Origin of the sequence: Dasania sp. GY-MA-18 (assembly GCF_024734385.1) — a bacterium.
Taxonomy (GTDB): domain Bacteria; phylum Pseudomonadota; class Gammaproteobacteria; order Pseudomonadales; family Dasaniaceae; genus Dasania; species Dasania phycosphaerae.
In genome coordinates this window covers 171,158-195,442 of sequence record NZ_JANHAP010000005.1, presented here as the reverse complement: position 1 = coordinate 195,442, position 24,285 = coordinate 171,158, and the positions used below count along the sequence as shown (strand labels likewise).

The following is a 24,285-nucleotide window of genomic DNA, read 5'->3' as shown; positions in this document are numbered from 1 at the left end:
ATGCTTCTCTTTAATTATTAAATAGCCGTTGCCGTCAACACATAGCGCAAGGGGCCACCGTGACTAAGGCTGTTAAAGGGATAGCAAGTCACCAGTACCAAAGCGGAGCTTGCCGCTAATGCTAAAGATTGCTGCTGGCTATTTACTATCGCCAGTTCGCTAACCTCATAGGACTGCTGCTTGCCCTGACGATTACTAAGCAGCAACTCATCGCCTTTTTTTAAGTGCTGCATAAAAGCAAAGTGCGTATCCCTGTGGCCCGCCAACACAGTAGTGCCACCACTGTTTAAATCAGCACTGGCCAAGACATGACCCGGGCCAAAAGCCAGAGCATTGCCTTGCGCGCCGTGTAATATTGTTAAATCCACATTTAGGCTGGGCAGCTGTAATCGGCCCACCGGCCAAGTATCGGCCCAAGGCCATGGCTTGACCGGTTCACCACTGCTTAAACTTTGCTGCCAAGCATGACGAATTAAACCTTGTGCCAAATGGGCTTTGGCCTTTATCCATAAACTGTCTAACAGCAGCAATAAAGCGAGCAGTAATAATACCCCTGCAACTAAGCTGCGCCGGCTCATAAACGCTGCTCGCGCCGCTTTAAGCTAAGCCCATAAACCACGGCGGCCAACAGTAATAGCAACAAACCCAAGTAAAAACTTTGCTGGCTGCGAGTTGCCGTATTGGGATAGGCAAAACTCTGCCCAGCCTGCCCCTTAGGTCTAGCGTTAAGCACGGCCATGGGCACTAAGCCCTGTGGGCTGGGGCGGCTGGCCACATCCTCTACCGCCACAAAGCTGGTGTAGGGACTTAGCAATTGATGAGCCACTGCGACTGCGACCACTTCAGGCTTAACCGCCGCCTCATCGCGGCCACTAATGACCTCATCTAATAACTGAGCGATTTTTTCTCGCGCCCACAATTTGGCCACACCGCTATGCTGAGCTTTATGTTTAAGTATCAATGACTGCTGCCAAAGCTCACCACCGTTATAGCCTTGCACTAGCAGCTCTCCTTGTAACTGTTTAGCTGCTACTTTAATTAGTAGCGGCTGGCCCTGATATAAATCGGGAATCTTCTCTGGGTATTGCTCAACGACCACAGCCTTGGGCCAGGTGATAGTAATACCGGTTAACACTGGATTTTCTAGCTGTTGAAATAGCGCCGCCATTTTTGGCTGCACTTCATTAACGCTGCCTATATGGGTAAAACTGCCACGGCCAAATTGCGCCGCCTTGCGCATAAAATAACTATTGGGTGCCGAGCCTATGCCCACGGTGAATAAACGACTAGCAGCCAAATGCTTGTGTATGGTTTTAAACAAATCGGCCTCATTACCCACCGCGCCATCGGTAATAAAAACAACTTGTCGCACACCTCGCTGATCGTCACTTTGCTGTAAGGCCATCTGCAAAGCAGGCTGCATATTTGTGCCACCTCTGGCCTCCATGTTTTGCACCTGCTTTATGGCGAGTTGCACATTGTTGGCGCTAGCAGCTACTGCCTGCCTATGCATGGGGTATGCCTGGCTGTTGAATTCGATGACATTGAAGTAATCCTGTGGCCGCAAACGACTTAGCGCCATAATTAAACTCGCGCGCGCTTGGCGTATAGATACCCCCGCCATAGACCCGGAGGTATCCAATATATAAATCACCTCCCTAGCAATATTGGCCGCTGCCGCTTGTTGCTGGCTGGGCATTAGCATTAACAGCGCGTAATCCTGCGCTTGCTCATGCTCACCCTCTATCGTTTCCACAAATAGCGCAGCCTGCGGTTGCTGGCCGGGCAGTGCTTGCCAACTAAGCTCAAAGTCTTGCGCCATTGACACCTGCCCAGCGCTAAGCTGCAATTGATAACGGCCCTGTTGCTTGCTGACGGTGATATCGTGATAGGCACTGGCTATTTCCTTTAACGGCATCCCCATATCTATATCTGCACTAATGCTGATGGGGTTAATTAGCTGGCCAGCATCGCTAGCTTTAGGGTTTAACCAGGGCGTAATTAGAGCACCATCACTGACTACATCAGTATTAAATCCCCAACCTAAGCCGCTCTCTAGGGTGAGCGCCTGATTGGCTAGCGCTACCTCACGCTGTAATTGCGCGCTTTCACTGCTAGCGGCACGCAGTGGTAAACCGGGTAAAAATCTAGGGGTGATAGTCATGGGAAAGCGCAGGCTAAATTTACCCTGCTGATAATTCACCGTTTGGGTATATTGCAACAATAGCTGCACCGTCGTATCTGGAGGGATATTAGCGACTTTAGCGGTAAATAAATTGGGCCGCTGCTGCTCGACTAAACCGGCTTTTTTGCCGGCCTGCTTGGCAGCTAAATAGATTTTTTTAGCGGCCTGTTTTTCTTTAATACTGCCCACTATCACTCTATCGCCAATTTTTATGCGCATACTATATACCGCCGCAGTATCCGGCAGCGGAAACACGTATACCCCTTCTACCCAATCGCCACTACTATTATTAAAAGATTGCTCTAAGGCCACATTAGCCAGCATGCCATTAATACTAAAATGCACTTTGCTATTTTTAAGTTCTGCAGTTTGATAACGCTGCTCCAAATCGCTTTGTAAGAGTAGCTGCCCGGCCTGCACCTCATTAATCCGCGATAATGCTGATGAGTGCCTAGCGTCATCTGCGGTATCGGCTTGCACCGAATACCAAGCGATGCCACTCAGCAATAAGGTGACTAGCGTTAAACACAGCAACCGCTTGAACGAGGACTTTTTACGGCGGTAGCTGTACGGGTAATCATAGGAATAATCCTCTAACACAATGCGCTTGTTGGCAGATTTAAACTTGAACATAGCTTGCCTATTGATAGTCTGTGATGGGTAATGCACAGTTAATCAAGTAAGTCAGGCAATTCGCGGTATACGATATGGCAATGTGGTGAGCAATTGTGATGAATTATGGCAAAGCCGTTATTTTGCCTAAGCACTGCATTACAATGGCGCACAGCAACAATAACCCCAGCCCTAACAACAAATACAGGAAGCCCTATGCCCCGACACATAGCCATTGTTGAGGACGAACTGGCCATAGCCGAAAATTACCGCGATGCCTTAGTGCAACAAGGCTACCAGGTTAGTATTTATAATAATCGCGCCGCCGCGTTAGCGGCTTTTGCTCAGGCCCTGCCCGACTTGGCAATTATTGATGTGGGGCTAGGTGATGAAATAGAAGGTGGTTTTGATTTATGCCGTGAACTGCGCCAGCGTTCAGCCGAACTTCCCATTGTTTTTTTAACCGCCAGAGAAAGCGAGTTTGATGTAATTTCCGGCCTACGCCTAGGCGCTGATGATTACCTCACCAAAGATATTAGTCAGGCCCAAATGATGGTGCGTATTATCGCCCTGTTTCGCCGTGTTGACGCGTTAAAAAATCCAGCTGCACAGGAAGACATTATTCAGCAAGGCCCACTGACCGTTAATAAAGAACGCATGACCACCTTGTGGCAAGAGCAAGCGGTAGATCTCACCGTCACCGAATTTTGGATTATTTATGTATTAGCTAAAAAGCCCGGCCATGTAAAAAACAGGCAGCAACTTATGGACGCAGCGAATGTAGTACTGGATGACAATACCATCACCACCCATATAAAAAGACTGCGCAAAAAGTTTTTAGCGGTAGACCCACAGTTTGCGGCCATAGAAACCGTTTATGGTATGGGCTACCGCTGGAAGGCGAATTAAAAAACGATGAGCTTAAACAAACAACTATTGTGTATCAGCTTATTGCTTTTAGCCATGCCTTGGGCTGGCTGCCAGTACCTGCAAGAGATGGATGGCCTGCTAAGGCAAAACCAAGACCAAACATTAATGGCCAGCAGCAAGGCCATCGCTGCCGTGCTATCACAGCGGGCGGAACAACTACTACCTTTTTTAGCGAAAGACTCTGCCGCCGGCGAACAACAAGATAGGCCTTTATATTTTCATGCACTCAACAGCCCACTAGAAATAGACGGCTACCCCGAAGGCTGGCAGGACATAGCAGCACTGGTCGTCCATAACCCCAACAAGCCGCAACAAAGCACCCGCTACCGCAGTGCTATTTACCAAGATCAACTGTATTTATTTTTCGAAGTGCAAGACGCCGAGCTGCGTTACAACAACCCTTCACGTTCACTCACTAACGACGGCGATAGAATTATTGTTAATACTGGCAGTAGCCGCGATAAAGAACATACCCAAGCCTATATTTTTACTACCTCGGCCCCCGGCTATGTGACTGCGCGCTATAACACCGCCAAAGGTACTTTCCGTGAATCACGCATACGCGCCCACTGGCAAGACAGTGAACAGGGCTATAATGTGGAAATAGCCATCCCTATGGCATTAACTGCTGGCAAATTATCCTTTCAAATTATTGATCAAAACTACAGTAATAACAGCACGGATAGCTACGGACCTTTTGCCTCTAGTTTTAATCACCCCCCAGCATTTATTTATCAAACCCCAGACCTGGCTCAACAACTGGCTATTTTTAAACAGCCCGGCCTACGCCTAAAAGTGTATGACCGCCGCGGCTGGTTACTTGCACAGCAAGGCAGCTTTAACAGCCCTAGCAATGATGATTCACATTGGCTACTTAAAAAACTCTACCGGGCACTACTGCAAAATCAAAACCAGCAACTGCGTACATACCCCGATGAGCAAGTGGCTTTGCAGCGTCATGAAATACAGCAAGCCTTACAACAACAGCTAAGCAGCCAGCACTACCAAGACGGAAACCGCAGCAACCATCGTATAATTGCCAGCGCTGCCCCCATACTACTAAACACCGAAACTGGCACACAGATAATCGCCAGCTTGGTGGCCGAACAAAGCAGCGAGCAAATGGCCGCGCTTACCGACAGCGCCTTTAAACGTTTGCTAAGCAAAAGCCTAGGGGTGATGAGTATAGTGGGGCTGGGATTATTAGCTTATGCCAGCTTACTCTCATGGCGTATACGCAGGCTTAGCCGCGCCACCCAATCAGTTATTAATGAACAAGGGCAATGGCTGGGTGAGTTCCCCCACAGTAATAGCCAAGATGAAATCGGCGAACTTAGCCGCAACTATGGCCAGCTATTGGCACGCATTAAAGATTACACCGACTACCTGCAAACTCTATCGCGTAAACTTTCCCATGAGTTGCGCACGCCCTTAGCCATCATACACAGCTCATTGGATAATTTAGGCAACCAAGATTTGCCTGCACAAAGCGCCACTTATCAACAGCGTGCCAAACAAGGTGCGCTACGGCTGGGCAAGATTTTAACCGCTATGAGTGAAGCCAGCCGCGTAGAAGAAAGTATTAGTCATGCCGAAATGGAAGACGTAGATATTAACGCTTTGCTTAGCAGCCTTAGCCAGGCTTACCAAGATTGCTACCCCAGCAAAACTATAACACTACACAACACATTAGCCGCCGGCTGCATACTGCATGTTTCACCGGATCTATTAGTGCAATTGTTGGATAAGCTTATGGATAACGCCGCCAGTTTTTGCCCTGAGGGCGGCCAGATAATTTTTGTAGCACAACAACATAAACAGGCAATTTCTATTAGCCTGAGTAACGATGGCCCACTACTACCAGAAAAAATGCGCGGCCAGTTATTCGACAATATGGTATCACTGCGTGACGACAAACAAGACGGTACTCACTTAGGCTTAGGATTGCATATAGCGTATCTCATTGCCCAATTTCATCAGGGCAAAATCAGCGGCCAAAATCGCGATGATAATAGTGGGGTTATATTTACGCTCAGCTTGCCATTATCTCTACTGCAGCCAGCATCAGCCTAAATAATCCCGCCCTAGCCTACAGCAAGATAAATTTCACCGTTTCTATTTCGCCCTGCTGGGCAAGTTACTTCTTTTGCGTGCACAAAAGAAGTAACCAAGAAAAGTGCACCCTAGTCCGTCGTCGGCTACGCCGATACCCTGTGCTACTCACAAATTTCGTCTAGGACGGAATTTGGACGCCAGTTTTATCATGGCGCCCGAAGGGTGAAAATACGCCTTCGCGTATTTGAATCAAAAACTAATGGCCGCTGCGGAACTCACACAAAAACGATAATCAATCGTTTTTGTGTTCAAACAGTCCTCGCTGCTGCGCGCCATTATTTTTTTCCGTTGCTCGGCGACTACCAAAGGAATCACAAGTGCTTCGTAGCAAGTTTTACCATGAACATTTTCATAGGCGTCCACATCAGCATTGCATTATTGCTACCCGAAATAGCCCAGCATAAAGCAGGACATTAATTTATACCATTAACTAGTGCAAACTTACCTCTGCCATTGCACCCAACTCCTCCCCCCGGTTGAGCTGTATGCGCACTACCCGCTCCATGGCATAGCCTTGATAATCACCTGGTTGCGCCTGTGATTGACTGGCGCCGTGGCTATAAGTTGTTATGCGCTGCTCAGCTAGGCCTGCTAATTTTAACTGCTCGGCTACGGCGTTCACTCGTTGCTCCGATAAAGCCAGATTAAATTGTTGATCACCGCTGGGGTCGGCATAGCCATCCAAGCGTAAATTTAACTCTGGATTTTTTGCCATAAAATCCGCCAACATCGCTAAGCGATGCTTGCCCGCCGCGCTTAATTCGCTGCCACCCGTTTTAAATAATAATTCTAATTGCAGCTGCTCTAAAATTAACTGCGCGTAGCGCTGGCTGTGATCTTCGGCGGCGGCCAATTGTGATTGCAAGCGGTTGATATTATTGCGGCTGTTTTGCAAAGCTAGTGCCGACTGTTGTAAATCTTGCTCTAAGTTGTCGGCCTGCTCTACTTTGTCATCCAACCAAACACCGCTGGCGGCGCCTACCACCATACCTATGGGGCCTGCCAACATGGCACCGGCTACCGCCGAGCCAAAAAACACGCCGGCTTTACGGGCCACATGCCTGTCATCATCGGCATGGGCTAGGTTAACGGAAGTGGCGGCAATAATAGTTGATAATACTAGGGCTTTTTTCATAACTCGTTCCTCGTACAGGTGTGTGCGTTAAGTTCGAGTTAATTAAACACCTTTAATAAGGCTAAGCCGTGGATGAAAAATGAAATTGTAAAGCGCAATTATGATGAATTATGGCTGGCGCTTTTAAACTTATTAAAGCGCCTCTATATAATCCACCATAAGCTGTAAACTTTGATTACCTCTAAATTCGTTTACATCCAACTTATAAACCAACTTAGCTTTTTTGGCGGCGTTGTTAGGCCAAGCCTTGATATCAATATTAAAGGCAATGGCATCAATAAGCTGGCCGCCTTGCGGCTCGGTAGAAAGTACCAGTTTTAAATGTTTTTCGCCCACTATGCGTTGCTGCACTAAATATAATTCGCCTTCAAATAAAGGTTCGGGGAAATGCTGCCCCCAAGGGCCTGCATCGCGCAATTGCTGCGCCAGCTCTAGCTGAAAGTCCTGTGGGCTTAATTCGCCGTCGGTCAGCAATACCGCCTGCAAATCATCCTCGCTAAGTTGTCGCCTTACCTCGGCATCAAAGGCGCGGGCAAAATCGGGGTAATGCTCTTTATATAAACTCATGCCTGCGGCCATGCTATGGCCGCCAAACTTGCTGAGCAAATGCGGGTGTTTGGCCGCTACCGCATCTAGCGCATCGCGTATATGCAGGCCTACAATAGAGCGCGCCGAGCCTTTAATTTGCTGCGGGCCACCATCATCTTCGGCATCGGCAAAAACGATTACGGGGCGATGGTAATGATCTTTTATGCGCGAGGCTAATATGCCTATCACCCCTTGATGCCAATCCGCTTGATACAAACACAGGCCATAAGGCATATCGCTATCATCTAAACTAATTTTTGCCAGGCTGCGCATGGCCTCTTGCTGCATACCCGACTCTATGGCACGCCTATCGTGATTTAACTCATCCATTTGCTGGGCCAGCTCGCGGGCGCTGTACTCGTTAGCTGCCAACAAACACTGTATGCCTATGCTCATATCATCTAAGCGACCAGCCGCATTTAAGCGTGGCCCTATGGCAAAACCAAAGTCTGCGGCCACTAAACGGTGCAGGCTTCTATTGGCGACTTCTAATAAAGCTTTTATGCCGGGGCGCACTCGGCCACTGCGTATGCGGCCTATACCCTGCGCGACTAAGATGCGATTATTTTTATCCAGCGGCACTACGTCGGCCACTGTGCCTAGGGCCACTAAATCTAAATACTCGGCCATATTGGGCTCGACAATATTATTTGTCGCAAACCAATTGCGCTCGCGCAACTGCGCCCGCACCCCCGACATTACATAAAAAATCACCCCGACCCCCGCCAGGTTTTTACTGGGGAAATCGCAGCCAGGTTGGTTGGGGTTAACTATAGCCGCCGCCTCAGGCAAGTGCTGGCCAGCCAAATGGTGATCAGTCACAACCACCTGTATGCCCAGTTGATTGGCCGTGGCCACGCCATCAATACTGGAGATACCGTTATCGACGGTAATAATTAAATCGGGATTTTTTTGCTTGGCCACCTGCACAATTTCAGGAGTTAAGCCATAACCATATTCAAAGCGGTTGGGCACTAAGAAGTCTACAAACTTAGCCCCCATATCAGCCAATGCACTCACCGCCACCGCACTGCTGGTCGCACCATCGCAATCGAAATCACCAACGATTAAAATATGTTTTTGCTGCACTATATGGTCTGCAATTATGGCAGCGGCCTGCGACCAACCTTTCATTAACTGCGGCGGCAGTAAATCTTTCAGCTCATGCTGAGCATCTTGATCACTCAACACCCCTCTGGCGGCATAGATTTGCTGCAGCAGAGCCGGTGTTGCTTCGGTGAATTGGGTATCTGATAAATCGTATTGGCGTTGTTTTATTATGGGCATAAGCCACCTAATAATTATTCGATTAATTTCAGCAAGGCGTATTAATAATCTGACCGTGGATACCGGCGTTCGCCGGTATGACAAGCACTAAGCACTATATACCGTAATTAAAAAAGGCCGGTAAGACCGGCCTTTAATGATTAAGCGGTGATGTTGTCCACCACAAACTTATGCACTTGCGCCAAGTCATTAGGTAACACCGTGCAGCGCTCGGGTAACTCAAACAGGTCGGCCATATGATGCGGCAAGGCTGGCTCATGCGGGTAGCCTGCTTTCATCACTGCCTCTGGAAACTTAGCGGGGTGCGCTGTGGCTAAAGTCACCATGGGCACATCGCTATTGCGTCTGGCGGCGCGGGCTGCCTCTACCCCTATAGCTGAATGCGGGTCTAATAAGTATTCAGACGCTTCATAGACTTCGGCAATCGTTTTAACGGTTTGCTCATCGTCTACTGCATGGCTATCGAACAAATCACGCACATTAGCAAAAGCCGCATCGGTGATTTTTACATCTTCGGTTTGGAAGCGCTCCATTAAATCTTTAATGGCCGCGCCGTCTCTATCATAACAATCAAACAACATGCGCTCGAAGTTGCTAGAGATAACGATATCCATAGAGGGCGACAAGGTGTGCTCTAATTGCTGCTTAGAAAAATCGTTATTAGAAATACAGCGGTGCAATATATCGTTTTTATTAGTGGCTACCACTAACTGATCTATAGGCAAGCCCATTTTTGATGCCAGGTAACCGGCGTAAATATCGCCAAAATTACCGGTGGGCACAGAGAAAGCCACTTTGCGGTGCGGGCCACCCAAGGCCAGTGCCGCGTAAAAATAGTAAACGATTTGCGCCATGATGCGCGCCCAGTTGATGGAGTTAACCGCAACCAGTTGTCTATCGGCAGGTAAAAAGCGCTTATCGTTAAAGCTGGCTTTAACCATGCTTTGGCAATCGTCAAAGTTACCCTCTACCGCAATATTGTGAATATTGCCTTCGGTAACGGTAGTCATTTGCTTGCGCTGCACATCGGAAACTCGCTGATGTGGATGCAAGATAAAAATATCGATATTGCTGCAACGCTTACAGCCCTGTATGGCCGCTGAACCGGTATCACCGGAAGTAGCCCCCATAATCACAACTTTTTGCTGCTTGCGCTCTAATACATAGTCCAGCAAGCGGCCCAGCATTTGTAGGGCAAAATCTTTAAAAGCCAAGGTGGGGCCTTGGAATAATTCCAATACCCATTCGTTTTTATCCAGCTGCACTAAAGGCGCAACCGCAGGGTGGCGAAAATCTACATAGGTGTCGTCGATGATGGCTTTTAAATCGGCATCGGGTATGCAACCGCCCACAAAGGGCTGCACAATTTTAAACGCTAAATCGGTATAGCTAAGTGTGGCCCAGCCGGCGATTTCATCTAGGGAAAACTGCGGTAATTGCTCGGGCACATACAGGCCACCATCGGGGGCCAGGCCGGTTAATAATACTTCTTCAAAATTCAGTGCCGGTGCTTGGCCACGGGTGCTGATATATTTCATAGTGCTGTCTTCTTAAACTCTTTTAAAGGCGGTTAATCGACGCGGATTAACCGGCTAATGATTCTACGCGTATACGGGTGACTGGGGCGTAAACAAAATCCAGGCTTTCTATCTCTGCTACCACCCGGTTAAGTTGCTTTTCTATCACGCGGTTAGTGACCAGTATTAAAGGTACGGTAGTCTCGTCCTCTTCTTCCTGCTCTTTTTGGATGATGGCCTCTATGCTAATACCGGCTGCGGCAAAAATCTTGGAGATTTCATTCATTACGCCAGGTTTATCATCCACGGTCATGCGCAGGTAATGGGCGCTAACGGTTTCTTCTATGGGCAGTACCGGGGCATTGCTTAATTCGCCCTGTTGGTAGCTTAGGTAAGGCACCTTGTGCTCGGGGTCGGCAGTTAAAGTACGCGCCACATCGACTATGTCGGCAATAACCGAGGAGGCCGTGGGCTCGCTGCCCGCACCAGCACCGTAATATAGGGTGGGGCCTACCGCGTCACCTTTTACCAGCACGGCATTCATTACGCCGTTAACATTGGCAATTAAACGCTTCTTGGGTATGAGTGTGGGGTGCACCCGCATCTCTACGCCCTGCTCGGTTTTGCGCGCTACACCTAGGTGTTTAATGCGGTAGCCCAGCTCTTCGGCATAGCCCATATCTTCGGTGGTAATTTTGCTAATGCCTTCAGTAAAGGCCTTATCAAACTGTAGCGGTATGCCAAAAGCCAGTGAAGCTAAGATGACTAATTTGTGCGCGGCATCTATGCCCTCTACGTCAAAAGTGGGGTCTGCTTCGGCATAGCCTAGCGCCTGAGCCTGGGCTAACACATCGGCAAAGTCGCGGCCTTTGTCGCGCATTTCGGTCAGAATAAAGTTACCGGTACCGTTGATGATGCCCGCCAGCCACTCAATTTTATTAGCAGACAAACCTTCGCGTATGGCTTTAATAATGGGGATACCACCGGCTACAGCAGCTTCAAAGGCCACATTGACGCCCTTGGCGTTAGCAGCGGCAAAAATTTCGTTGCCGTGCTCGGCGATTAGCGCTTTGTTGGCGGTAACTATGTGCTTGCCATTGGCAATAGCGGTTAGCACTAGCTCTTTGGCTACAGTAGTGCCGCCTATCAGCTCAACTAAAATATCAATTTCGGGGTCGGCGGCAACATCAAAAATATCGCGGCTAATGGTAATCGTACCGGTATCAATGTCGGGGTTTTCACGACGCTGACCTATGTGGGTGATTTGTATATCGCAACCTGAGCGCGCTGAAATTTCAGCAGCGTTACGCGCTAATACTTTAAGAGTTCCCGCACCTACGGTGCCTAAGCCACAGAGTCCTACTTTTACCGGGTTCAAACCACTATCCTCGTTGACAAAAATAAAGCCGCAATTGTAGTAGAGCTGGTACGGGTATGCACCTATTTTAGGGGCCAATACTGCTATCGTGAGCTAAAAAAGCACCACATAGCAGCAATTGAGTATTATTCATACTCGGCCCTAGCCCATGGCTGGCTATTTTTACAAAGCGGAGCTAGTTGGCTCGGCCGCTATAGGCGCGACCTCTAAGGAGGAGGCGGTGCTAGTCTCAGCCTCTGGAGTGGGGGTAATACCCAATAAATTGAAAATCTGCGGCACCCGCAACAGCCCCGAGATTAAACGGCCATCAGCGGTTAGCACTGCCGGTAAGCGCTCTACCCCCAACTGCTTTGCCAGGGCGATATGCTTATCCATTAAGCCCGCAGTACAGTGCTTTTCTGCCAAGGAACGGCCCTGCATTAGCATATCCAGCGCTTGCTGCGGCTGGTCGGTACACCAAGTGCGGCGCACCTTGTGGTAAGCCGAAGAGCCCGGGCGCTGCCGGTTTAAGGATAGGTAGCGCACTTCTATACCCTGCGCCACCAATAAGGGCGACTCTTGGTGCTGAAACTGGCAGTAGTAGCAATCCACATCCACCACCACGTAAATCACCGCCTGCGCAGGCAGCTCAGGGCTAAGTGCTAAATATTCATTAGGCTGTAACTGAGCCAATAGCTGAGCGCGCTGCTGCCGCTTTAATTGCTGGCTAAGGTCTAACACCCCTGTAGCCGTGCTTTGGTATAAGTTGCCCGCTAAAAAATACTCAGCGCTAGGTAGAGCATATAGCAACAAACCACTGGCAAACTCTACTTGGTAAAGCCGGCCATCAGCTATAGGCGTTACTGAGCGCACTTCTTTAAGAGGAAAATTAGCCGCCATTTGCTGGCGTACTGCCTGCTCGGCCATGCTGACATGCTGCGTCACAGATTGAGCCATAGTTTGCGCTACAGCCTGATTACTCACTAAGCCCTGCTCGGCCTTTGCCAGTGTAGAAAAAAACAATAAGCAAAATAGCCCAGCGGCCGCAAAGTTATTCATAATCAACCTAAAAAATTTATTCAATGGTTTTATTGAGTAGCTGTTTTAAAGCTCTATAGCCTGCGCCAACTTATCGGCTGGCATATAGCCCGGCAGTAACTGGCCACTAGAGGTAATAATAGCGGGGGTACCGCTCACCCCTATCTCTTGGCCCAATAAAAACTGTTTGGCCACGGGGTTGTCTTTGCACATATTAAGAGACATGGTTTTGCCCTGTTTTAAGCTGGTTAAGGCTTTATTAGGGTCATCTGCACACCATGCGGTGACAATTTTATTATAGGACTTTGAGCCTATACCTGCCCTGGGGTAGGCCATATAGCGCACCTCTATACCCATTTCATTAAGCTTGGGGACTTCAGCATGCAGCTTGCGGCAATAGCCACAATCTATATCGGTAAATACGGTAACATAATCTTTAGTTTCGCCAGCGGGGGAAAAGATAATCATATCCTTGCGAGCCACGTCTGCCATGAGCTTGGCTCTATCACCAGAACGCTCATACTCGGAGATATTAACAAAGCCCTTGGGAGTAATCTCAAACAAGTCACCGGCCACAAACTGCAAACCACTGGCAGACGAATATAATAAGGGCCCATTTAAGATTTGTACTTTATATAAGCCGGGCATACGCGAAGTTGTTACCGACTGCAGCTGCCAATCGGGCCTCACCATTTTAAAGGCACGGCTAATATTATTGGCCACTTCTACCGAGACCTTTTCATCAGTAGCGCCCTCAGCAGCATAGGCCCCAGACGCCAGCAATAAGCTTGCCGCCATTAACGTACGTCTAAAACCTGTAAACTTATACATCATTACTCTAAACCTTAATTTATTTGTAGTGCTGCTTGGAGCCCTGCAGCATGCAGAAGTTCAGCGCTGTTATCAACCTCTAGGGTGGTGCTGGGCATGCAAATCTTTCATACGCGCGCGCGCCACATGAGTATATATTTGTGTGGTGCTAAGGTCACTGTGGCCCAGCAATAATTGCACAACCCGCAGGTCAGCACCATGGTTAATTAGATGGGTGGCGAAGGCATGGCGTAGGGTGTGCGGCGACAGCGGCCGCTTAATACCTGCGCGCTGCGCATAGAGTTTAATGCGATGCCAAAAGGTTTGCCTAGTCATCATATCGCCACGACGCGAAGGGAACATCACCTCGCTAAGCTTGTGGCCCAGCAGCTCTGGCCTTGCCACTTGGCTATAACGCTTTAGCCAATGCAGGGCCTCCTCCCCGGTAGGCACCAGCCGCTCCTTACTGCCCTTACCCATTACCCGCACCACTCCCTGCGCCACGCTTACCTGACCCAAGGTGAGTGATACCAACTCAGTGACCCGCAACCCTGAGGCATAGAGCAGCTCCAGCATGGCCTTATCGCGCAACTCCAAGGGGTTATCCACATCGGGTTCGCTTAACAAACTCTCCACATCGGCTTCGGTTAAGGTTTTAGGCAGCGACCTGCCCAGCTTGGGGCTATCAATATCTAAGGTGGGGTTAACAGTGATATGGGCCTCACGCAGCTGGTATTGGTAAAAACCACGCAGGCAGGACAACAGGCGCGCGGTGCTGCGGGCTGATTTACCCTGACCACGATTTTGCCCTAAATAATCAAACACCTCGCCAGCAGTCGCCGCCAACAAGGTTTGCTTTTTAAGATGCAAAAACGCAGCAAATTGCTTTAAATCACGCCTATAAGAGGACAGAGTATTTTGACTTAAGCCCTTCTCCATCCAAATAGCATCGAGATAATTATCAATAATGACTAGCTGTTGATCCAACACAGGCCCACGCACACGAGTATTTATTATCACCAGAAAGTAACACGTTTAATTAAAGCTAGCGACTATAGACTAGGAACTTCGCACATCGCCGCTCCTTCGCAAAGCTGGCCCCACGAGTGAAACGAGTGCCGTGGGTCTCTATGCGACCGCGGCAGAGCCTGCCCCGTGAAACGCTTTGGGTATACCGTTCTTCCTGAACATAAAAAAAGGCAGCCTAGGCTGCCTTTTTAAAAATAGAAGCGGTTTATTTACCCAACTTCTCTTTGATACGTGCTGCACGGCCGCTAAGCTCACGCAAGTAGTATAGTTTAGCTTGTCTAACGTCACCGCGACGCTTAACTTCTATGCTATCAACTAAGGGGCTGTAAGTTTGGAAAGTACGCTCTACGCCTACACCGTGTGAAATTTTACGAACGGTAAAAGCTGAGTTTAAAGCGCGGTTACGCTTACCAATTACTACACCTTCAAAAGCCTGAAGACGCTCACGAGTACCTTCTTTAACTTTAACCTGCACAACGACAGTGTCACCAGGACCAAAGGCTGGAATTTCTTTGGTCATTTGCTCTGCTTCAATGGCAGCGATAATTTTGTTCTTGCTCATGGCATTTTCCTAAAATATAGGCTGTGTATTCACAGCTATTTAAAACCCTGTACTTATCTGCGTGCTTTACTTATACCTGTTCCCGCGTGCTCAGGGACTACAGCTATACACAGACATTGGTCCAGATGATTGTGCGTTTTTTACTGCCCAGCAAGCTAGCTTGCGCCATCTTGCTCGGCGATAAAGCTCGCCAGCAAATCCTGTTCTTCTTGGCTGAGTGGGCGCTGCTCTAATAGCTCTGGCCGCCGCTGCCAAGTTCGCCCCAACGCTTGCTTTAAGCGCCAGCGGCGTATTTTGCTGTGATCACCGCTTAACAGCACCTCGGGTACCGTCTTGCCCGCCAAGACTTCGGGGCGGGTATAGTGAGGGCAATCCAGTAAGCCTTCAGCAAAAGAGTCCTCTTTGGCTGATTGCTCATGCCCCAATGCGCCGGGCAATTGCCTCACTACTGCATCTATCATCACCATGGCAGCTAACTCGCCACCACTTAATACGTAGTCGCCTATAGACCATTCTTCGTCTATTTCGGCTTCTATCAATCGCTCGTCTATACCTTCGTAGCGACCAGCGATAAAAATCAATTTGTTGTTGGCAGCTAGCTCTACTACGCCCTGCTGGTCCAACTGGCGACCCTGGGGTGATAAATAAATCACCTTGCTGTCATCGCCCATGGCTTGCTTGGCGGCCTGTAGCGCTTTGCGCAAAGGCTCTACCTTCATCACCATGCCGGGGCCACCGCCGTAAGGCCTATCATCTACGGTGCGGTGCTTATCCTCGGTGTAATCCCTGGGGTTCCACCATTGCAGCTTAAAGATGCCTTGCTGCAATGCTCTGCGGGTAATGCCGCTGTCGCTAATGGCGGTGAACATTTCTGGGAACAGCGTTATGACACCTACCGTCAAACTCTCTGTCATTACCCATCCTGCTCGTTGTGCTGCTGTTAAAACTCTGGATCCCAATCGACCCTAAGCAAGCCGTTTGCGATGTCTATGTCAGTGATAAATTGGCCCGGTAGATAGGGGATTAAACGCTCCTCTCTATCTATACTGCCCGCGCATTTGCGCACCACCAACACATCGTTAGCACCGGTTTCCAGCAAGTGGCTGACCTTACCCAACAACAGCTCTTCGCCCTTGTCGTTTTGGGTATAAACCCGCAAGCCTTCTAACTGATGCCAATAAAACTCATCTTCAGCCAATGCCGGCAGGGCATCAGCTGCAATCGCCACCTCGCACTTGCAATACTGCGCGGCAAGGTCGCGATCATCCACCCCGGCAATACGAGCAACTAAGCCCTTGCCGTGGCGTTTGCCTTCTTCAAAGCTAATCGGCTGCCATAGCCCGCCGCGCTGAATCTGGCAATCCGTATACGAGAGGAAATTTTCCATAGGCTCGGTATACGAATGTATTTTAACCCACCCTTTAATGCCGTATACGGAGGTAATTTTACCAATTACCACCCGCTCAGCGGCGCTATCCGTGGGTTTAGCTGTCATCAATTAAGCCGCTTTTTTGGCGCTCTTAACTAAGTCAGCTACGCGATCAGACAATTGTGCACCTTGAGATACCCAGTGCTCAACGCGATCTAACTCAACGCGCAAACGCTCTTCTTGGCCACGTGCCACAGGGTTGAAGAAACCCACACGCTCAAGATAACGACCATTACGTGAAGTACGGCTGTCAGTCACAGTCAAGTGATAAAAAGGACGCTTTTTTGAACCGCCACGAGCTAAACGAATTGTTACCATTGTTAATTTCCTAACGCTTGAGCAGGCCACCAAGGCCCACAAATCAAATTCTTTACTCTACCCACGCACTCATACACCGAGCGCATGCTAGAAAGGCGCGGTATTTTAAGGGAAGCAGGCTAACTTTGAAACCTCTTTTGTGGTTTTTTAGGGTAAATAACCCTTCATCTAGTGTTTATTTACCCTAAAACCGCTGATTGGCTGCGCAATCAGTGACTTAGCGGCCTAAAAAACCGCCACCGCCGCCGGGAGGCATCATGCCACCCAGGCCCCGCATCATATTGGCCATACCGCCTTTTTTACTCATTTTCTTCATCATTTTAGCCATTTGCTTATGCTGCTTGATGAGGCGGTTGAGGTCTTGTATATCGGTGCCAGAGCCCATAGTGATGCGGCGCTTGCGCGAGCCATTGAGTATATCGGGGTTGATGCGCTCGGCGGGGGTCATGGAGTCTATTAAGGCCTCCATTTTTACGAACATTTTGTTATCCACCTGCTGCTGAGCCATTTGCGCCATACCGCCCATGCCGGGCAGCTTGTCTAACATGCCGGTGATACCACCCATGTTTTTCATTTGCTGCAGTTGGTCACGCAAGTCTTCCAAGTCGAATTTTTTGCCTTTTTTAATCTTCTTGGCGAGCTTATCCGCCTTTTTCTTATCTAGCTTTTGCTCGGCCTCTTCAATCAAAGACAGCACATCACCCATGCCCAATATGCGCGAGGCGATACGGTCTGGATGGAAAGGGTCCAACGCTTCGGTTTTTTCGCCCACACCCATAAACTTGATGGGCTTACCGGTGATATGGCGCACCGACAGTGCGGCACCACCGCGGCTATCGGCATCGGCCTTAGTTAAGATTACGCCGGTTAAGGGCAGCGCATCATTAAAGGCCTTGGCGGTATTGGCTGCATCCTGGCCGGTCATGGCATCAACCACGAATAAGGTCTCTATGGGGTTGATGGCGGCGTGTAAGTCTTTGATCTCCGTCATCATCGCCTCATCTACCGCCAAACGACCGGCGGTATCGACGATAAGTACATCGGCAAACTTAAGCTTGGCCTCTTGTATGGCGGCATTGGCTATATCTATAGGCTTTTGCTCTATAGAAGAGGGGAAGAAGATAGCACCCACCTCACCGGCCAATGTTTCTAGCTGCTTAATTGCCGCTGGGCGGTATACGTCGGCACTGACCACCATGACCTTTTTCTTTTCTTTTTCTTGTAAGTAGCGCGCCAACTTGGCTACCGAGGTGGTTTTACCCGCACCCTGTAAACCGGCCATTAATAACACCGCTGGCGGCTGGGTGGCTAGGTTGAGGCTCTCATTGGCCTGACCCATCACATTTTCTAGCTCATCGTTAACAATCTTAACGAACATTTGCCCGGGGCTAAGGCTTTTGCTGACCTCTTGACCCACCGCACGCTGTTTAACCGCCTCGATAAAATCTTTAACGACTGGCAAGGCCACATCGGCTTCCAACAAGGCCATGCGCACTTCACGCAAGGTCTCCTGGATATTGTCTTCCGTTAAACGCGCCGAGCCGGAAATACTGCGCAGGGTATTCGATAAACGTTCTGTTAAATTGTCGAACATGTAATGCCTTCTCAAAACCATGCCCTAACTCTGCGATGAAAGCTAAGACTATTGAAATAATCGGTGTAAACTGGTGAAGTATACCTGAGCCTAAGGCAGTAACCCAAATCCAATTGGTATTAGCGCGTAAAACCGCAGCGGCATAACTGGATTAAGCTATAAGCACAGCGCTAGCCACAACGTAGTTAGCACAAATAAACCACCACAAAAACTACAACAAGAAAACCACATGACTGTTATTTTTGAAATCAGCGCCATTTGCCTCTACTTGCTGGCCGCAGCCTATCAAGGCGCCTTTTTACTCAACATCACTAGGCAACCACACAAGCTAAGCCTGATAGGGCTGAGTGCGCTAGCACTGCTATGCCATGGTTTTAGCTTGTTTAGCCGCCCTATTGATTTAGGCTTTTTAAATATCAGCTCTTTATTCTTTTGGTTTATCGCCCTGCTAGCCTTGCTCAGCACCCTGCGCCGCCCCACTTATAATCTCTTGGTGATACTGCTACCACTGGCGGCACTGGCCATTATTGCCAGTATGAACAGCACTACCGCCCATCCTCTACAAAGCCACCTCAGCAAGGGCATGCTCAGCCATATACTTAGCTCTATCTTGGCCTATAGCGTACTGACTATTGCCATGTTTCAAGCTATCGCCCTGAGCATACAAGACCACCAACTCAAGCAGCACCACGTTAAAGGTATTATGCGCGTGCTACCACCACTGCAAACCATGGAAGCCATGCTGTTTGAGTTGCTGTGGATAGGCGTGGTGCTATTAAGCGTTTCTATTATTAGCGGCATTGTTTTTCTGGAAGACATATTCGCGCAACATCTTATCCATAAAACCGCACTTAGCATTGCCGCCTGGTGCATATTCAGCACCTTATTATGGGGCCACTGGCAGCTGGGCTGGCGCAGCCAAACCGCTGTGCGTTGGACCATAGGGGGGTTTATTGCCCTGATGTTAGGCTATTTTGGCAGTAAGTTTGTATTGGAAATTATTCTTCCATAACACTTATTGCGTGTTTAGCCTTTTTTCGTCAAGATACGCGCTTGTTCATCCTATAAGGAATATCACTCGTTGGACGAGTTATCGTTAAACCTACTTTTTACCATTATTGCCATTTTAATTTTGTTGTCGGCCTTCTTCTCCAGCGCCGAAACCGGCATGATGTCACTCAACCGCTACCGCCTTAAACATCTGCTCAAGCAGCGCCACAAAGGTGCCCGCCGAGCTTATAAGCTGTTAAGAAAGCCTGATCAGCTAATCAGCCTGATATTAATCGGTAACAACCTGGTTAACTTTATTACCGCCTCTTTATTTACGGTAGTGGCTATACGTCTATGGGGCGAAGATGCCGCCGTGGTAGCCGCACCGGTTATTTTAACCATGGTGGTGTTAATTTTTGCCGAGATCACCCCCAAGACCATTGCCGCCTTACATCCCGAAAAAATCGCCTTCCCCGCCGCCAATATTTTAACCGCACTACTTAAAATACTATTCCCGGTAGTGTGGTTAATTAACAGCCTCACCAACGGCATATTAAAACTGTTAGGCATAGACCCCAGCATAGGCAGCAACGAAGACTTAAGCTCAGACGAGCTGCGCACCATAGTGGGCGAAGCCGGCCCGCATATACCCAAGCGCCACCAGGGCATGCTGATTAATATACTGGATCTGGAAGATATTAACGTCGAAGATATTATGATCCCCCGCAACGAGGTGGTGGGTATAGACTTACAAGAGTCCGACGAAGATATTTTAGCGACTCTGCGCGACACCGAATTTACCCGCATTCCAGTTTATGATGACGACATCAACAATATTCTAGGGGTGTTACATCAGCGCTATGTTAGCCGCATTATTGACAACGAGGGCCTTAACCGCAGCCAACTAACCAAGGAAATGGTAGAGCCCTATTTCGTCCCCGAAAGCACCCCGCTGCACACCCAGCTGGTTAACTTTCAAAAGCATAAACACCGCATGGGCATGGTGGTGGATGAGTATGGTGTAGTGCAAGGCTTAGTTACCCTAGAAGATATCTTAGAAGAAATCGTAGGCGAGTTTACCTCTAACTTTGCCGACAACACCGAAGATATACACACCCAAGATAACGGCACCCATCATATTAATGGCACCACCACCATACGCGACATTAATAAAAATTTAGATTGGGAATTACCTACCGAAGGCCCCAAAACCCTAAACGGTTTATTGTTAGAGCATTTAGAATCTTTTCCAGATGCCGCTGTGTGCGTACAGTTTGACGAGTATTTATTTGAAATCATTGAAGTCAAAGACAATATGATACAAAACGTAAAAGCACATAGGCTAGACAGCCCCAGTGAGCCACATCACTAACAGCCAGCCATCCACAAGAGCTACCAGCCCGACGTTATTGCACACAAGAGGCCGGTAGCCCGGCTTAGAAGCCCCCCCCCTTACCCTACACATACATAAGACAGAGCTATTATCTAAAAGCTGCCAGATTTCCACTCAGCAGATTAGCTATCTGATTCGACAGGCACAGAAAAAAGAAAAGAAAAAAGATTTAAGCGTGACAGCAACTCACAGAATATGACTCACTTATTTTACAGCAGTATATGCTTATTCATCGCCTTAAAACGTTTTTTGCACTCCCCCAACACCTCACGCTTTTCATCGTTGCTGTACATCACCCAATCGGTAATTTCTAAGGCGGTGCGGTAACAACCCTCGCACACATCCTCTTCGTTAAGCACGCACACGGAAATACAGGGGGATTTGACAGGCTCTTGCTCAGACATATTAAACACTCTTACTTCATTCATTAGCTACCGGCCAGGCTAACACCCACAATCAGGGGTGGTAGCAGCAAAGTAGTACTTAGCAGGCCCAGCTACTATGGTAACACCACAATACCCAAGCATTAAGCCTTATTAAGGCCACGCCGCCGCTTAATCGTAGGCCGGCAACGGCACCGCAAAAACCTGCACCATTAAATCAGCAACCAAGCGCGCGGTAACCCCGCTGATCACATAATCCTGATAACAAAATTGCGGTGATAAGCGCTGGCTGCCGTTATAGGGCTGCATAGCAAACTGCCAGTTATTAGGCTGTGCTAATTGCGCCAAAGGGGGCATAAAAATATTGGCCACCTCATCGCTATTAGCCTGTAAGTTAACGGGATTTTCAACCAAGGCGACACAGGGAGTGAGCACATAGCCGCTGCGAGTAACCCGCTTATTAAGCTGCCCCATATACTGCACCGCCGCTGCTGGCAGCGCCACCTCTTCATGGGCCTCGCGCAAAGCGGTAGCCACATCATCACTATCGCCAGCTTCAGGCTTGCCGCCGGGAAAAGCCACCTCGCTGGGGTGCAAGGCCAAATGGGCGGCCCGCTGAGTCAGTAACAGGGCAGCCCGCTCTTGCACATTCATCACCGCCATTAAAATAGCAGCGCGCTTAGCCGAGCTGTCATCTAACTCAGCAACAGCTTCTGTAACTGCAGGCTGCGTATAGCGCAAATTTAGCAAGCGCTGCCTGGCCTGCATAAAATCCATTATTCGGCCTGCGGATCAGGTGCTGACAACTGATCAAAAGGGGTTAAGCCCTGTTGCTGATAAAAAGTATTGGCGTATTCCTGCAAGCGATTTTCCGCGATAGCTTCGCGTATGTTTTGCATATGGCGCTGGTAATAACGCAGGTTGTGTATGGTATTGAGCTGGCTACCTAAAATCTCTTTGCACTTATCTAGGTGATGCAAATAAGCACGGCTAAAGTTTTGGCAGGTATAACAATCGCAGTCAGGGTCTAGCGGCTCGGTGCTGTGCCTGTGCTTGGCATTGCGCAGTTTTATTACCCCTTGCGAGGTAAACAGGTGGCCATTGCGGGCGTGGCGGGTAGGCATCACACAATCAAACATATCTATACCGCGCATGACCGCCTCTAATAAATCCTGCGGCGTACCTACCCCCATCAAGTAGCGAGGCTTATCGGCGGGCAAGTCTTCGGTGATGCAATTTAACACCTTGATCATTTCATTTTTAGGTTCACCTACTGACAGCCCGCCTATGGCATAACCGTCAAAACCTATATCTTTTAAGCCGCCTATAGAAACCTTACGCAAGTCTTCATACATGCCACCCTGCACTATGCCAAACAAGGCCGAAGGGCTATCGCCGTGCGCCACTTTGCTGCGCTGCGCCCAGCGCAGGGATAACTCCATGGAGTCTTTGGCTTCTTTATGCGTGGCTGGGTAAGGGGTACACTCATCAAAAATCATGACTATGTCAGAGCCTAAATCGCGTTGCACTTGTATAGATTTTTCTGGATCTAAAAATATTTTTGAACCATCGATAGGTGATTTAAAAGACACACCCTCTTCGGTAATTTTACGCAACTTACCCAAGCTAAATACCTGAAAGCCGCCGGAGTCGGTTAGGATAGGCTTACTCCAACCCATAAAGTCATGCAGGTCACCATGGGCTTTTACCACCTCGGTACCAGGGCGCAGCATGAGGTGAAAGGTGTTGCCCAAAATAATCTCTGCGCCTATAGCCTCTACATCTTTAGGCAGCATGCCTTTAACTGTGCCGTAAGTACCCACCGGCATAAAGGCAGGCGTTTCCACCACTCCACGTGGAAATTTTAGGCGGCCGCGGCGCGCCTTACCGTCAGTGTTATCCAGCTCAAATTCCATAAAGGTTTTACGTTGGGGCTTATCACTCATAAGTCTTTCTCAATTGGGCTGGCCTGCGGCAATACAAACATGGCATCACCATAGCTAAAAAATCGGTATTGTTGAGCCACCGCCTCGCGGTAGGCGTTAAATACATTATCTTGGCCGGCAAAGGCACTTACCAACATAATGAGGGTGGATTCTGGCAGGTGAAAATTAGTTACCATGGCATCCACTGATTTAAATTGATAACCGGGGTAAATAAAAATTTCGCTATCACCGCTAAAGGGTTTTAACTCACCACTTTGCGAAGCGCTTTCTAAGCTGCGTACGGCAGTGGTACCCACAGCAACAACACGGCCGCCGCGCGCTCTAGTGGCCGCCACCTGCTCGCATACCGCTGCGCTAACCTCTATAGTTTCGGCATGCATCTTATGCTCGGTAATATTCTCTACCCGCACCGGTTGGAAGGTGCCTGCCCCTACATGCAGTGTTACAAAGCTAGTCGCCACGCCCTTATCTTTACACTGCTGTAAAAAGGCCTCACTAAAATGCAGCCCGGCGGTAGGCGCTGCTACCGCACCTTCGTTACGACCGAACACAGTTTGATAACGCTCGCGATCGCCAAGCTCATCCTTACGATCGATATAAGGGGGCAACGGCATATGACCTATGGCGTTCATCACCGTAACGGCATCACCGCCCTCAATAAAGCGCAGCTCGAACAAAGCGTCATGGCGGCCTAGCACCTCTACCTTAGCCAACACCTCGTCGCTGTCGGCCAAGGCTGTTAAGTGCAGCTCGGCACCCGCCTTAGGGGACTTGCTGGCGCGCACATGAGCCAACACCCGGTCTTGGTCCAGCATACGTTCTACCAATATCTCTATGCGGCCACCACTGGCCTTGCGGCCCCATAAACGGGCGGCCAACACCTTGGTATCGTTAAGCACCAGTAAATCGCCAGCCTGTAGCTGATCGAGTAAGTCGGTAAACTGGCCATGCACGATCTCGCCACTAGCGCCATAAAGCATCAGCAAGCGGCTGGCAGTGCGCTCAGCAGTGGGATAGCGAGCAATAAGCTCATCGGGTAAATCGTAGCTAAAATCAGATAACTTCAT

22 protein-coding genes are annotated in these 24,285 nt (G+C 49.1%); 4 read left to right on the top strand and 18 right to left on the bottom strand.

Annotated features, from left to right (window positions below; genetic code table 11):
* Positions 1-17: 17 nt before the first annotated feature.
* Both NO559_RS08060 and NO559_RS08055 read right to left on the bottom strand, forming a co-directional pair.
* Positions 18-578: a class GN sortase gene (locus tag NO559_RS08060; protein WP_258331300.1), complete on the bottom strand. Its 561-nt coding sequence runs from the start codon at positions 576-578 to the stop codon at positions 18-20.
* Positions 575-2,818 carry a marine proteobacterial sortase target protein gene (locus tag NO559_RS08055; protein WP_258331299.1) on the bottom strand — a complete coding sequence of 748 codons (2,244 nt, stop codon included), beginning with the start codon at positions 2,816-2,818 and terminating at the stop codon, positions 575-577. Before NO559_RS08055 ends, NO559_RS08060 begins: the two co-directional genes overlap by 4 nt.
* Before the next feature lie 195 nt (positions 2,819-3,013).
* Here NO559_RS08055 and pdsR point away from each other — a divergent pair, with 195 nt between their 5' ends.
* Positions 3,014-3,706, top strand: coding sequence for a proteobacterial dedicated sortase system response regulator (gene pdsR / locus NO559_RS08050; protein ID WP_258331298.1), 693 nt, complete (start codon positions 3,014-3,016; stop codon positions 3,704-3,706).
* Positions 3,707-3,712: 6 nt separating this feature from the next.
* Positions 3,713-5,800, top strand: a complete 2,088-nt coding sequence (locus NO559_RS08045; protein WP_258331297.1) for an ATP-binding protein — start codon at positions 3,713-3,715, stop codon at positions 5,798-5,800.
* Positions 5,801-6,272: 472 nt separating this feature from the next.
* Here NO559_RS08045 and NO559_RS08040 read toward each other — a convergent pair whose 3' ends face one another.
* From NO559_RS08040 to ffh, 12 genes are all read right to left on the bottom strand, one after another.
* The gene (locus NO559_RS08040) at positions 6,273-6,977 is read right to left on the bottom strand and encodes an OmpA family protein (protein WP_258331296.1); all 705 of its coding nucleotides are present in this window, start codon (positions 6,975-6,977) and stop codon (positions 6,273-6,275) included.
* 132 nt (positions 6,978-7,109) lie between these two features.
* Positions 7,110-8,852, bottom strand: a complete 1,743-nt coding sequence (recJ, locus tag NO559_RS08035; protein ID WP_258331295.1) for a single-stranded-DNA-specific exonuclease RecJ — start codon at positions 8,850-8,852, stop codon at positions 7,110-7,112.
* Positions 8,853-8,992: 140 nt separating this feature from the next.
* Positions 8,993-10,390, bottom strand: a complete 1,398-nt coding sequence (gene thrC, locus NO559_RS08030; RefSeq protein WP_258331294.1) for a threonine synthase — start codon at positions 10,388-10,390, stop codon at positions 8,993-8,995.
* A 46-nt stretch (positions 10,391-10,436) separates the two neighbouring features.
* A complete protein-coding gene (locus NO559_RS08025; protein WP_258331293.1) occupies positions 10,437-11,747 on the bottom strand; it encodes a homoserine dehydrogenase in 1,311 nt (436 codons plus the stop codon).
* Positions 11,748-11,909: 162 nt separating this feature from the next.
* Positions 11,910-12,785 (bottom strand): DsbC family protein, encoded by an 876-nt coding sequence (locus NO559_RS08020; protein ID WP_258331292.1) that lies wholly within the window; start codon positions 12,783-12,785, stop codon positions 11,910-11,912.
* A gap of 45 nt (positions 12,786-12,830) precedes the next feature.
* Positions 12,831-13,598, bottom strand: a complete 768-nt coding sequence (locus NO559_RS08015) for a DsbC family protein (RefSeq protein ID WP_258331291.1) — start codon at positions 13,596-13,598, stop codon at positions 12,831-12,833.
* 69 nt (positions 13,599-13,667) lie between these two features.
* Positions 13,668-14,564, bottom strand: coding sequence for a site-specific tyrosine recombinase XerD (xerD, locus tag NO559_RS08010; RefSeq protein ID WP_258331290.1), 897 nt, complete (start codon positions 14,562-14,564; stop codon positions 13,668-13,670).
* Between the two features lie 244 nt (positions 14,565-14,808).
* Positions 14,809-15,165, bottom strand: coding sequence for a 50S ribosomal protein L19 (gene rplS / locus NO559_RS08005; protein WP_258331289.1), 357 nt, complete (start codon positions 15,163-15,165; stop codon positions 14,809-14,811).
* A gap of 155 nt (positions 15,166-15,320) precedes the next feature.
* Complete coding sequence (gene trmD / locus NO559_RS08000; RefSeq protein ID WP_258331288.1) at positions 15,321-16,079, bottom strand: tRNA (guanosine(37)-N1)-methyltransferase TrmD; 759 nt, start codon at positions 16,077-16,079, stop codon at positions 15,321-15,323.
* 26 nt (positions 16,080-16,105) lie between these two features.
* Entirely contained in the window at positions 16,106-16,660 is a 555-nt protein-coding gene (gene rimM / locus NO559_RS07995; protein WP_258331287.1) for a ribosome maturation factor RimM, read from the bottom strand.
* Positions 16,661-16,663: 3 nt separating this feature from the next.
* Complete coding sequence (gene rpsP, locus NO559_RS07990; protein ID WP_258331286.1) at positions 16,664-16,912, bottom strand: 30S ribosomal protein S16; 249 nt, start codon at positions 16,910-16,912, stop codon at positions 16,664-16,666.
* A gap of 217 nt (positions 16,913-17,129) precedes the next feature.
* The gene (gene ffh / locus NO559_RS07985; protein WP_258331285.1) at positions 17,130-18,506 is read right to left on the bottom strand and encodes a signal recognition particle protein; all 1,377 of its coding nucleotides are present in this window, start codon (positions 18,504-18,506) and stop codon (positions 17,130-17,132) included.
* Between the two features lie 229 nt (positions 18,507-18,735).
* Between ffh and NO559_RS07980 the strand changes: the two genes are divergently transcribed.
* Both NO559_RS07980 and NO559_RS07975 read left to right on the top strand, forming a co-directional pair.
* Positions 18,736-19,518 (top strand): inner membrane protein YpjD, encoded by a 783-nt coding sequence (locus tag NO559_RS07980; RefSeq protein ID WP_258331284.1) that lies wholly within the window; start codon positions 18,736-18,738, stop codon positions 19,516-19,518.
* 69 nt (positions 19,519-19,587) lie between these two features.
* Positions 19,588-20,868 (top strand): HlyC/CorC family transporter, encoded by a 1,281-nt coding sequence (locus NO559_RS07975; protein ID WP_258331283.1) that lies wholly within the window; start codon positions 19,588-19,590, stop codon positions 20,866-20,868.
* A gap of 230 nt (positions 20,869-21,098) precedes the next feature.
* Here NO559_RS07975 and NO559_RS07970 read toward each other — a convergent pair whose 3' ends face one another.
* The 4 genes from NO559_RS07970 to queA form a co-directional block, all read right to left on the bottom strand.
* Entirely contained in the window at positions 21,099-21,317 is a 219-nt protein-coding gene (locus tag NO559_RS07970) for a DUF1289 domain-containing protein (RefSeq protein ID WP_258331282.1), read from the bottom strand.
* A 126-nt stretch (positions 21,318-21,443) separates the two neighbouring features.
* Complete coding sequence (locus NO559_RS07965; RefSeq protein ID WP_258331281.1) at positions 21,444-22,049, bottom strand: CoA pyrophosphatase; 606 nt, start codon at positions 22,047-22,049, stop codon at positions 21,444-21,446.
* Positions 22,049-23,188: a tRNA guanosine(34) transglycosylase Tgt gene (tgt, locus tag NO559_RS07960; RefSeq protein WP_258331352.1), complete on the bottom strand. Its 1,140-nt coding sequence runs from the start codon at positions 23,186-23,188 to the stop codon at positions 22,049-22,051. Before tgt ends, NO559_RS07965 begins: the two co-directional genes overlap by 1 nt.
* A gap of 26 nt (positions 23,189-23,214) precedes the next feature.
* On the bottom strand, positions 23,215-24,285 hold the full coding sequence (gene queA, locus NO559_RS07955) for a tRNA preQ1(34) S-adenosylmethionine ribosyltransferase-isomerase QueA (RefSeq protein ID WP_258331280.1): 1,071 nt from the start codon (positions 24,283-24,285) through the stop codon (positions 23,215-23,217).

Excerpts from the sequence above, each read along its gene's own strand:
- NO559_RS08060 (WP_258331300.1), bottom strand. The coding sequence starts at position 578 with ATGAGCCGGCGCAGCTTAGTTGCAGGGGTATTATTACTGCTCGCTTTA.
- NO559_RS08055 (WP_258331299.1), bottom strand. The coding sequence starts at position 2,818 with ATGTTCAAGTTTAAATCTGCCAACAAGCGCATTGTGTTAGAGGATTAT.
- pdsR (WP_258331298.1), top strand. The coding sequence starts at position 3,014 with ATGCCCCGACACATAGCCATTGTTGAGGACGAACTGGCCATAGCCGAA.
- NO559_RS08045 (WP_258331297.1), top strand. The coding sequence starts at position 3,713 with ATGAGCTTAAACAAACAACTATTGTGTATCAGCTTATTGCTTTTAGCC.
- NO559_RS08040 (WP_258331296.1), bottom strand. The coding sequence starts at position 6,977 with ATGAAAAAAGCCCTAGTATTATCAACTATTATTGCCGCCACTTCCGTT.
- recJ (WP_258331295.1), bottom strand. The coding sequence starts at position 8,852 with ATGCCCATAATAAAACAACGCCAATACGATTTATCAGATACCCAATTC.
- thrC (WP_258331294.1), bottom strand. The coding sequence starts at position 10,390 with ATGAAATATATCAGCACCCGTGGCCAAGCACCGGCACTGAATTTTGAA.
- NO559_RS08020 (WP_258331292.1), bottom strand. The coding sequence starts at position 12,785 with ATGAATAACTTTGCGGCCGCTGGGCTATTTTGCTTATTGTTTTTTTCT.
- NO559_RS08015 (WP_258331291.1), bottom strand. The coding sequence starts at position 13,598 with ATGATGTATAAGTTTACAGGTTTTAGACGTACGTTAATGGCGGCAAGC.
- rplS (WP_258331289.1), bottom strand. The coding sequence starts at position 15,165 with ATGAGCAAGAACAAAATTATCGCTGCCATTGAAGCAGAGCAAATGACC.
- trmD (WP_258331288.1), bottom strand. The coding sequence starts at position 16,079 with ATGACAGAGAGTTTGACGGTAGGTGTCATAACGCTGTTCCCAGAAATG.
- rimM (WP_258331287.1), bottom strand. The coding sequence starts at position 16,660 with ATGACAGCTAAACCCACGGATAGCGCCGCTGAGCGGGTGGTAATTGGT.
- rpsP (WP_258331286.1), bottom strand. The coding sequence starts at position 16,912 with ATGGTAACAATTCGTTTAGCTCGTGGCGGTTCAAAAAAGCGTCCTTTT.
- ffh (WP_258331285.1), bottom strand. The coding sequence starts at position 18,506 with ATGTTCGACAATTTAACAGAACGTTTATCGAATACCCTGCGCAGTATT.
- NO559_RS07980 (WP_258331284.1), top strand. The coding sequence starts at position 18,736 with ATGACTGTTATTTTTGAAATCAGCGCCATTTGCCTCTACTTGCTGGCC.
- NO559_RS07970 (WP_258331282.1), bottom strand. The coding sequence starts at position 21,317 with ATGAATGAAGTAAGAGTGTTTAATATGTCTGAGCAAGAGCCTGTCAAA.
- NO559_RS07965 (WP_258331281.1), bottom strand. The coding sequence starts at position 22,049 with ATGGATTTTATGCAGGCCAGGCAGCGCTTGCTAAATTTGCGCTATACG.
- tgt (WP_258331352.1), bottom strand. The coding sequence starts at position 23,188 with ATGGAATTTGAGCTGGATAACACTGACGGTAAGGCGCGCCGCGGCCGC.
- queA (WP_258331280.1), bottom strand. The coding sequence starts at position 24,285 with ATGAAGTTATCTGATTTTAGCTACGATTTACCCGATGAGCTTATTGCT.